Annotated in this window: 10 protein-coding genes and 2 pseudogenes; 8 read left to right on the forward strand and 4 right to left on the reverse strand. The window is 69.7% G+C overall.

Going from position 1 to position 9199, the window contains the following annotated elements:
• On the reverse strand, nt 1-1071 hold a 1071-nt coding region (locus tag NBX02_RS10155; protein ID WP_250291101.1), incomplete at its 3' end, for an MMPL family transporter.
• A gap of 375 nt (nt 1072-1446) precedes the next feature.
• On the opposite strand from NBX02_RS10155, the gene NBX02_RS10160 reads away from it, so the two are divergent.
• Nucleotides 1447-2040: a TetR/AcrR family transcriptional regulator gene (locus NBX02_RS10160; protein ID WP_250281057.1), complete on the forward strand. Its 594-nt coding sequence runs from the start codon at nt 1447-1449 to the stop codon at nt 2038-2040.
• A 148-nt stretch (nt 2041-2188) separates the two neighbouring features.
• Here NBX02_RS10160 and idi read toward each other — a convergent pair whose 3' ends face one another.
• Nucleotides 2189-2863 carry an isopentenyl-diphosphate Delta-isomerase gene (gene idi / locus NBX02_RS10165; protein WP_250291103.1) on the reverse strand — a complete coding sequence of 225 codons (675 nt, stop codon included), beginning with the start codon at nt 2861-2863 and terminating at the stop codon, nt 2189-2191.
• A 66-nt stretch (nt 2864-2929) separates the two neighbouring features.
• On the reverse strand, nt 2930-3997 hold the full coding sequence (locus NBX02_RS10170; RefSeq protein ID WP_250281052.1) for an enoyl-CoA hydratase/isomerase family protein: 1068 nt from the start codon (nt 3995-3997) through the stop codon (nt 2930-2932).
• Between the two features lie 308 nt (nt 3998-4305).
• On the opposite strand from NBX02_RS10170, the pseudogene NBX02_RS10175 reads away from it, so the two are divergent.
• The 6 genes and pseudogenes from NBX02_RS10175 to NBX02_RS10195 all read left to right on the forward strand — a co-directional run.
• A pseudogene (locus NBX02_RS10175) lies at nt 4306-4611 on the forward strand (cobalamin-dependent protein); the annotation flags it as partial.
• Nucleotides 4606-5122, forward strand: a pseudogene (locus NBX02_RS10180) (methylmalonyl Co-A mutase-associated GTPase MeaB); the annotation flags it as partial. The pseudogenes NBX02_RS10175 and NBX02_RS10180, both read left to right, overlap by 6 nt.
• Nucleotides 5116-5256, forward strand: a complete 141-nt coding sequence (locus NBX02_RS23055; protein ID WP_445548353.1) for a hypothetical protein — start codon at nt 5116-5118, stop codon at nt 5254-5256. The pseudogene NBX02_RS10180 and the gene NBX02_RS23055, both read left to right, overlap by 7 nt.
• Entirely contained in the window at nt 5253-5429 is a 177-nt protein-coding gene (locus tag NBX02_RS10185) for a hypothetical protein (protein WP_250291105.1), read from the forward strand. Before NBX02_RS23055 ends, NBX02_RS10185 begins: the two co-directional genes overlap by 4 nt.
• A 151-nt stretch (nt 5430-5580) precedes the next feature.
• Nucleotides 5581-5862, forward strand: coding sequence for a hypothetical protein (locus NBX02_RS10190; protein ID WP_250291106.1), 282 nt, complete (start codon nt 5581-5583; stop codon nt 5860-5862).
• A 4-nt stretch (nt 5863-5866) separates the two neighbouring features.
• The gene (locus NBX02_RS10195; protein ID WP_250291108.1) at nt 5867-6175 is read left to right on the forward strand and encodes a hypothetical protein; all 309 of its coding nucleotides are present in this window, start codon (nt 5867-5869) and stop codon (nt 6173-6175) included.
• A 212-nt stretch (nt 6176-6387) separates the two neighbouring features.
• Here NBX02_RS10195 and NBX02_RS10200 read toward each other — a convergent pair whose 3' ends face one another.
• The gene (locus NBX02_RS10200) at nt 6388-6885 is read right to left on the reverse strand and encodes a hypothetical protein (protein WP_250291110.1); all 498 of its coding nucleotides are present in this window, start codon (nt 6883-6885) and stop codon (nt 6388-6390) included.
• A 681-nt stretch (nt 6886-7566) separates the two neighbouring features.
• On the opposite strand from NBX02_RS10200, the gene NBX02_RS10205 reads away from it, so the two are divergent.
• Complete coding sequence (locus tag NBX02_RS10205) at nt 7567-8778, forward strand: helix-turn-helix domain-containing protein (protein WP_250291113.1); 1212 nt, start codon at nt 7567-7569, stop codon at nt 8776-8778.
• Nucleotides 8779-9199: the final 421 nt, after the last annotated feature.

A 9199-nucleotide genomic window follows, 5' to 3' on the forward strand; every position in this document is an offset into this window, starting at 1 on the left:
CCGCTGGCCCGCCGTGGGGCCGCCGCCGTCGCCTTCGGGGTCGCGGGCGCGCAGCCCGGGGATGCGCCCGCCGGTCAGCCGCCGCCCGGCGAAGCCGAACAGGGCGGGCAGCAGGGTGAGCGCGACGAGCACGGCGACGGCGACGGTGCCGGCGGCGGCCAGCCCCATCGACGTCAGGAACGGGATGCCCACGACCGACAGCGCGGCCAGCGCGATGATGACGGTCAGACCGGCGAACACCACCGCCGAGCCCGCGGTGCCCACCGCGCGGCCCGCGGCCTGCTCGCCGTCGGACCCCAGGGAGAGCTCGTGCCGGTAGCGGGAGGTGATGAACAGCGCGTAGTCGACACCGACCGCCAGGCCGAGCATCAGGGCGAGCGTCGGGGTGCTGGAGCCGATGTCGATGAACCCGGTGGCGATCTGGACGCACCCGATGCCGATCATCACGCTCAGCAGCGCGGTGAGCAGGGGGAAGCCGGCCGCGACCAGCGAGCCGAAGGTGATGACGAGCACGACGGCGGCCACGGCCAGGCCGATGACCTCGGTGGCGCTCTGTTCGGGCGCCCCCTCCACCGCGGTGCCGCCGAACTCGACGCCGATCCCGGCGTCGCGGGCCGTCGTGGCGGCGGCGAACAGGCTGTCCCTGGCCTCGTCGGTGACCTCGCCCGGCTGCACCTTGTAGGCGACCTGCGTGTAGGCGGTGCGCCCGTCCCGGGAGACACCGTCCCGGAGGAACGGGTCGCTGGCCTGGGCCACCTGCGGCGCCCTGGTGATCCGCTGGACGGTGTCGGTGACGGCCTGTCTGCGCGCACCCTCGGTGAGCGGACTGTCCGTGACGGTGAAGACCACGCGCGCGGTGGCCGCGTCGGCGCCGGCGCCGGGCATGCGTTCCCGCAGCAGGTCGACCGCTTTCTGGGATTCGGTCCCCGGGATGGAGAAGGTGTCGGAGGTCGGGCCGGACAGGGTCGCCGCGCCGGCCCCGATGAGGGCCAGCACGACGACCCACAGGGCGACGACCAGCCGCCGGCGGCGGTAGGCCGTGCGTCCGAGCCGGTACAGGTAGGTGGCCAACGGATCTTCTCCTTGGGTCGACAGGGCGCTGCGGATGAGCGCCGCTTGCCAGCGTCACTAGCCGATCGGCAGGTCTTCTCCAAAAGGAAGCTAGCCGTTCGTCTAGGAAATGGCAAGCTGATCGGCTGGTTACCGACCTGCCGTTCGGCTAGCATTAAGATCGATGAGCGCGCAGGACGCGACAGTGCTGCTCTGTCAGCTGCGCTTCGGCCGACCTGTCGGCCCGCCTGTCGCGCGAGATGATGCCTGGTGATGGCGCCCAGATCGTCCGCGCGGATGGGGATCAGCCGGACAGGCGGCCCGCGCAGCCAGGACAATCCGGACGAGCAGACGGACAGACGGACAGACGGACAGACGGACAGGAGGTCGGAGGCGGTGGCGACACAGCTCGAACCGGCGGGCCCTCGGGAGGGGACGGGGCGGAAGAAGCTGCTCGCGGCGGCCCTGGACCTCTTCGCCGAGCGAGGCGTCAGCGGGACGTCACTACAGATGATCGCGGATGCGCTCGGCGTGACCAAGGCGGCCGTCTACTACCACTACAAGACCAAGGACGACATCGTCCTCGCGGTGGTCAACCCGGCGATCGAGGAGCTCGCCGCGATCGCGAGCGAGGCCGAGCGGAAGCGCTCCCGTGCCGCCCAGGTCGAGACCGTGCTGGCCGGCATCATCGATCTGATCATCCGTAACCGGTCGCTCTACGCCGTGCTCCAGGGTGACCTCGCGGTCGCGCACGTCCTGAGCGAACACGGGGCGTTCCCCGAGCTGAGCAACCGGATCCTGGTGCTGCTCACGGGGCCTGATCCCGATCCCGGCGGCATCGTGGCCGCGAGCATCCTGCTCTCCGGGCTGCGCGAGGCCGGGTTCGGCCCGCAGGTCGCCGACATCGGCGACGAGGAGCTGCGTGGCCACATGCTCGGCTGCGGCCGGCGCCTGCTCCGCCACCGCCGGCCGCCGGCCGCCACCGCCTGAGGCCGCCCCGCATCCGGCATCCGGCATCCGGCATCCGCGGCATCCGGCACCCGGTGCCGCCGGTGGGGGAGCCCGACGCGGAGGTGACGGACTGACGGGGGCGGGCTGCCGGAGCGGCTTCCGCGGTGGCACGGAATCCCGCCCCGGCTTATCCCCGATGGTTTCTGGAATTCTGCCGGGCGGCCGGGGGGAGCGCCTCGTCCGGTGCCACCGGCCAGTGCCGGGGCGAGGGCCCGAGCGTGCGCAGCCGTGCCATTTGCAGGCGACACCAGGGTGATATCTTCAGAGAACCGTCCAGAACGTCCTCGGAAAACGCCGGCCATGGTGCCCAGTATGCCTCGGCGACCTCCTCGGGGTTGATCCGGAAATCGCTTGACGCCTGCGTGAAGAACACCGGGCAGATCTCGTTCTCCACGGTGCCGTCGGCCATCACGCAGCGGTAGCGGAACGTCGGCAGGGCCAGGTCGATGCGCTGGACGTGCAGGTTCAGTTCTTCGGCCAGCCGCCGTGAGACGGCCGTCCGGAAATCCTCACCAGGGGCCGGATGGCCACAGCAGGTGTTGGTCAGCACCCCTGGCCAGGTGCGTTTCGCATGAGCCCGCCGGGTGACGAGTACGCGGTCGGCATCATCGAAGACATAGCAGGAGAACGCCAGGTGCAACGGCGTCCGAGGCCCGTGGACGGTGGCTTTCGGGGCGACTCCGACCGCCTCTCCGGACGGGCTGAGAAGAACGACGAGCTCCGGGGCCGCGCCGTCCGCTCCGTCCGATCCGTGGGAATTCGTTGACGATGGCGTCCGGGCATACGGTCGGGAATGGCTCATGGAAACAATGGTAACAGCGCCCGCCGGCAGCCGTTCGCGTCGGAGCGCATTTCCTGAATCGGAGGGTCATTGACCCGTGACAATCGACACCCTGGCGGTGGCGAGCCCGAGTTCGCCGGCGCCCAGGGGCGCGAAGAAGCTGGCGACCGCCTCGTCGCTGACCTCGGCCAGGGCCGCCGGTGACCAGCGGGGACGGCGGTCCTTGTCGACGACCTGGGCCCGGATGCCCTCGGCGAGGTCGTGCGAGCGCAGGCAGGTGCTGGAGACCCGGTACTCCTGGTCGAGCACCGCCTCCAGGCTGGGCAGCTCGGCGGCCGACCGGAGCGAGCGCAGGGTGACCTTGAGCGCGGTGGGCGATCTTTTCGCGATCTCCTCCGCCGCGGCGGCGGCCGGCCCACCGTGCTCGTTCAGCCGGCCCAGGATCTCCTCGACGGTCCCCGCCGCGTAGCAGTGGTCGATCCAGCCCGCCTGCGCGGCCAGCGCGCTGGCCGGGGGCGGCTCGGCGAAGGAGCGGACCACCTCGACCGGGTCGCGCTCGTCACCGCTGCCCAGCGCGTCGACCAGCGCGCCGAGCCGGCCGCTGGGCACGTAGTGATCGGCCAGCCCGTGCTGGATGGCGTCGGCGCCGGATATCCGCGCGGTGGTGAGCGCGATGTGGGTGCCCGACTGGCCGGGCATCCGGGACAGCAGATAGGTTCCGCCGACGTCGGGCACGAGGCCGATGGCGACCTCGGGCATGGCGACCAGGGAGCGCTCGGTGACCACCCGTACGCTGCCGTGCGCGGAGACGCCGACGCCCCCGCCCATGACCAGCCCGTCCATCAGCGCGACATACGGTTTCGGGTAGTGACCGATGCGGGCGTTGAGCCGGTACTCGTCGACCCAGAAGCCCAGCGCGGCGCTGCCGCCGGAGCTGACGTCGTCGTAGATGGACCGGATGTCACCGCCGGCGCACAGCCCCCGCTCGCCGGCACCGTCGATCAGTACCGCCCGGATGCGCTCGTCGTGCTCCCAGGCGGTCAGGGCGTCGGCGATGCGGCGCAGCATGCCGTGGCTGAGCGCGTTGATGGCCTTCGGCCGGTTGAGCGTGATCCGGCCCAGCCGGCCGCGGACGGTGAGCAGTACGTCGTTCATCGCTTTCCCTCCGGTGCCCGGCGGGACCCGGCGGCCCGCACGGTAGGACATCCAACAATGTCGGCTGATACCGCGCGGTCTCAAGCGATACCCCGCGGCCCGCGACTTACCGGCGGGCACGCACCGTGGGCCGGGAGCTGTGAGCGTGTGCCGGCCTGCCGGTCCTATAGCCGGTTCCGGAGCCGGTTCCGCTTCCCGTGCTGTGACGCTCTCCGCCGTTCCCGATCCCGGTTGCCGCTGGGCCCGGTGGTCCGGACCTGCGAGGAGAGAGCGTATGACTGAGACCGACGAGCTGTACCGGTCGTGGCGGACGGCGTCCGGGGGTGTCGTGCGGTACGGGCCTGAGTCCGGGCTCCGGATCGAAGATGGGGCAGGACGGGCACGACCGCGGCCAGCAGGTGATCGCGTCCGCCTTCGCCGACCTCGGGTTCGACGTGGACGTGGGCCCGCTGTTCCAGGCCCCGGCGGAGGTGGCGCGGCAGGCCGTCGAGGCCGATGTGCACATCATCGGGGTCTCCTCGTTCGCCGCCGGCCATCTGACGTTCGTGCCCGCGCTGCGCGCCGAACTCGCCGGGCACGCCGGGCACGCCCGGCGCGTCGGGATCACCGGGGTGCCGGGGGTGGGGAAGTCGACGTTCATCGACGCGCTCGGCACCTATCTGACCGGTTGCGGGCACACTGTGGCCGTGCTCGCCGTCGACCCGTACCGGCGGCAGCATCCTGGGTGACCGGACGCGGATGGCCCGGCTCGGGACCGACCCGGCCGCGTTCGTGCGCCCCTCGCCGACGTCGGGGACCCTCGGTGGGGTGGCCCGGGCGGCCCGGGAGTCCATCGTGGTGATGGAGGCGGCCGGTTACGACGTCGTCCTGGTCGAGACGGTCGGTGTCGGGCAGTCCGAGGTGACCGTCGCCGGGATGGTCGACACCTTTCTGCTGCTGTGCCTGGCGCGTACCGGCGATCAGTTGCAGGGCATCAGGAAGGGGGTGCTCGAGCTCGCCGACATCGTCGCGTCAACAAGGCCGACGGTCCCTACGAGGGGGGCGCGCGCGTCGCCGCGTAGGAGCTGGCCGGCGCTCTGCGGCTCCTGCGGGCCGGTGACGGCGGCTGGAGCACACCGGTGCTGATCTGCAGCGCCATGACCGGTGCGGGTCTGGAGGAGGTCTGGCGGACCGTCGAACGCCACCGGGAGACGCTGGCCGCGCCGGCGGTCTGGCGGCCCGCCGGCGCGGCCAGCAGGTCGCCTGGACGTGGGAGATGATCCGCGACAGGCTGCTCGCGCGGCTGCGTACCGACCCGCGGGTGGGCGCGCTGGCCGCCGGCATCGAACGGCAGGTCCGCGCCGGCGAGCTCACCCCCGCACTCGCCGCCGACCGCATCCTGGAGACCTTCCTCAGGGAGCCACCCGGGGTGGCCTCCGAGAGACCTCGCTGACAACGGCACCACGGCCCGGACCGAACGTCTCCTACGGGCGCATGCAATGATCCACCGCTTGCTTCCTTGGTGGCCACAATGTGATCTGTCGGATTTCCTCCAGAATGCGACCTGAGGTACTTGGGTATCATGGCTGCGGGAGGTGAGCGTCATGACCACCGTCGGACCCCGTCGCCAGGCCCCACTGAAGGTCGACCCAGCGACGGACGAGTTGATCTCGCAGGCCGCGCACTTCCTGGGCATGTCGAAAAAGGACTTCGTCGCCGAGGCGGTCAGGACCTACCTCGACCAGCGCCGGGAGGAGGTCCGCCGGGGCATGGTCGCCTCCATGAAGGTCCTCGACGGCTCCCTGTCCGCGGGTGTGGCCGCGCTGACCGGTCTGTCGGCGGAGCGGATCGAACAGCTCGGCGGCGTCGGCGACTGGGAAACGTGACCGTATGCCGGTCCGCCCGACCCTGCGCTGCCTGCGTGAGGACCTGCACCTGCCGCTCCCGCCGGCCAGCGTCCCCCTCGACCAGGTCGGCCACCCGCTGCTGGCCAAGGCCGGTGAGCAGTTCGCGGACCCGGACACCCCGCACGAACGGATCCGCAGCGCTGTGATTCTCTCCCGCGTCCCAGGCTGCGCCACCGACGGCTGGTTCCCCGAGCACGCCCTCCCCGAACGCCACCTCCTGCCCGCCGAGCAGGCCTGGTCCAACCTCATGGACCCCAAAGCCGCCGCCCATCTCCTCGACGACCAGGACTGAATGAACAGGGTCCCAAGCAGAATTTCATGATCGCTGGCACAAGGCGGGCCGAAGCCGTCCGGACCACCAGGTCTACGGAACGCATGTTCGATTCTGTCGTCGATGTCGCAGGCCGGCCGGTCGCCGGACATCGGCCCCGGACCACATCCGTCCGGCAACGGGGAGGGGCGGGAAGGGTCACGGGGCCGTCAGCCCGTGAAGATCAGATCAGGTCACAAGCGAGCCAGTTCCCTGGCCGCGACCAGGTCCGGGAACACCACCTCCCACACCTCGATCGGCGACACGGTGTCGCCTTCACGCAGCCGCACCGGATGAGCCGTGAACTCCACCCCGTCCGGCACCAGATCCGCTGAAGGACGCGCTCCGGTCACCACCACCCGAGGATCGCCACCGGCCGCCAGACGCTCCCGCCGTAGCCGCAGCCCCACCGCCCACGCCACCCGGGACCGCACCAAGGGCGTGAACCGCCGGTGCACCATCACCAGACCCACCCGGGACAACTGCGCCATGCCGACACTCGCCCCGACCATCACATCGGCCTGCACGTCCATCACGTCGTAACGCACCATGATCTGACCACCAGAGGCCGAGTTCAACGGGTCAGAAAGCACGCCCAAGACCAGACCATCCAGATAGCCCACCAGCAGATCCGGCAGATCACGCATGTGGAGTTCCCACGGCGCCGCACCCGCCGCCACTACCCCGGTCACGACCCCGACCCTGACCGGCCGACCGAGCCCGTCACAGCAGCACCGCCCGGCCCACGAACCGCAACGGGCATGGTGGTCGACCTCGACGCGTCGTTCGCGTCACAGCAGCACCGCCCGGCCCACGAACCGCAACGGCACCGTCCGCCAGACACCTCCGACAAGCCGAGAGCCGCCGCATAGGACTTCGCGTCGTCGCGCGTGGCGAACGGCGCCGCCACCTCCACCACGCCCCCTCCCGGTCGAACAACACCACCGACCAGTCGACCCCAACCAGCTCCGCGACCGGCACCAGCCGGCCCACCGGCCCAGATCCGACCGGCGTCATGGCATGCGCCTGCATTGTCACCCCCCTCATCGTCCCTACGGTTGAAGCCGTCGCCATCACTGCTCATCTGTGGCCTCCTTGGTTCTGTCGACCGTCGAACTCCCCGGCGTGGGGCCCGGTCATGACCGGCCTCCGGACGACATCGACTCTGGGAACGAACGGTCATGTGGCGAAAGCATCTGGTCGCGCAAGCTTGATCCCGTTCGGTGACCGAAAGTTCACGGGTGCGAACCAAGTTATGGGTGTCGCCGCCAAAATTTCACGGCTGTGAACACCTGTCGTAGGGCTTGAGCCCGGATTAGTGGCGCTACGCTTGGTAAACGGCTAGCCCACAGCCACGGTCGAGAGGTGCCGCCATGAACGACAACCCGGAGCCAGCCACGATCGGTAGTCGGATCCGTTCGTGCCGACGCTACCGAGGGATGAGCCTGGAGACACTTGCCGGACTCACCGGCCTGTCCAAGGGCTTCCTGTCGATGGTCGAGAACGGCCAGCGTCGGATGGACCGACGGTCACACCTCGAATCGATCGCCGAAGCGCTTCAAGTCTCGATCACCGATCTCACCGGCCAGCCCTACGCACCCACCAACCCCCACCAGGCGCGTTCGTTGGCCTCCATACCCGTGATCCGGACCGCGATTCTCGGCACTGCGTTCGACGAGCAGCCCGACCAGCCGGCGCGTTCCATCGCCGAACTGCGAGCCGCCGCCGATGACGTTCAAGTTGCCTACCAGGCGTCGGAGCATGCAACCTACGCACCCCGACTCGCCGAACTCATCGAGGGACTACACGTCCACGCCGTGTCGGGGAACCCTCAGTCCTCTCGCGCAGCCATCGCCGCCTTGGTCGGTGTCTACCGAGCCACCTTCGTTCTCGCTAAAGATCTTGGATACGTCGACTTGGCATGGATCGCCGCTGACCGTGCGGTCCAGGCGACGGAACTACTCGACGACCCCGCGTGGTCGGCGCTGGGAGACTTCTCACGCGCGAACGCGCTCCTGACCGCCGGGGCACGCCATCGCGCACTTCGCCTTGCAGAGCAGGCAGCAGACACCGCCGGCGCCGCGTTGGATCATCCGCAAGTTATGCCCGTCTACGGCATCCTTCACCTCACGGCAGCACTCGCCGGGGCCCCCAGCCGTGACCCGCGCCATGTCGACGCCCACATCGCCGAGGCCGCCGACATCGCCAGCCGAACTGGCGAGACAACCGCCTTCAGGCTGCACTTCGGGCCAACGAACGTCGCTGTCTGGCGTGTCAGCATCGCCGTTGAACGCGGAGATGGAGGCAAAGCCGCCGAGCTTGCGCGTGGCGTTGACACGTCCGTCCTCCCGTCCCGCCGACGCCGAGCCCACTTCTACGCCGACTTGGGACGCGGCCTTGCCCAAAGCCGCGGCAAGGACGCACAGGCGCTTGCGATGTTCCGCGAAGCCGAGAAGCTTGCTCCCGAGCAGATCAGAACTAATCCGCTCATCCGCGAAACCGTCGCCGTGATGCTCCAACGCGCCCGCAGCACAGCCGGCGGCCGTGACCTGCGAGGTCTCGCCTACCGGATGGGCATCGCCTGAACGAACCCGGTTTGGTTCACAGTCGTAAACAACATCCACGCCCGGCCGCCCACAGTGATGGGGTTATCTGCAAGCGTCATCGACACACGCTTGCTCACATAGGCCAATGGCGCTTAGTTAAGCGGTCCGCGCGAGGACAATCTTCACTGGTTGATCATGCCGGGTGCCGGTGTCTGTTGGGCGTTTGACTCGGTAGGCGTTGTGTCGGCCTCGTCTGATGGTGCGTGGGTACGTGCGGTGGAGGCGTACGGGGTTGAGCTGTTCGGTGATCTCCGTGAAGGTTTCCCGGAGCGCGTGCGTGTGGTCCTCAGGGGGAAAAATCCGCCTGGTCGGTGACCTGGCGGCGGACGACGCGTAGTGATCGCATGAAGGAGAGTCTGTCCGGGTCGACGTCGGCTTCGTCGGCGGCCTCCCGCATGGG

Origin of the sequence: Protofrankia sp. CiP1_Cm_nod1 (assembly GCF_920888515.1) — a bacterium.
Lineage (GTDB): Bacteria > Actinomycetota > Actinomycetes > Frankiales > Frankiaceae > Protofrankia.

Coding starts and splice junctions, on each gene's coding strand:
- NBX02_RS10195 (WP_250291108.1), top strand. CDS start 5,867: ATGCCGGTCCGCCCGACCCTGCGCTGCCTGCGTGAGGACCTGCACCTG.
- NBX02_RS10185 (WP_250291105.1), top strand. CDS start 5,253: ATGATCCGCGACAGGCTGCTCGCGCGGCTGCGTACCGACCCGCGGGTG.
- idi (WP_250291103.1), bottom strand. CDS start 2,863: ATGAGCCATTCCCGACCGTATGCCCGGACGCCATCGTCAACGAATTCC.
- NBX02_RS10205 (WP_250291113.1), top strand. CDS start 7,567: ATGAACGACAACCCGGAGCCAGCCACGATCGGTAGTCGGATCCGTTCG.
- NBX02_RS10170 (WP_250281052.1), bottom strand. CDS start 3,997: ATGAACGACGTACTGCTCACCGTCCGCGGCCGGCTGGGCCGGATCACG.
- NBX02_RS10190 (WP_250291106.1), top strand. CDS start 5,581: ATGACCACCGTCGGACCCCGTCGCCAGGCCCCACTGAAGGTCGACCCA.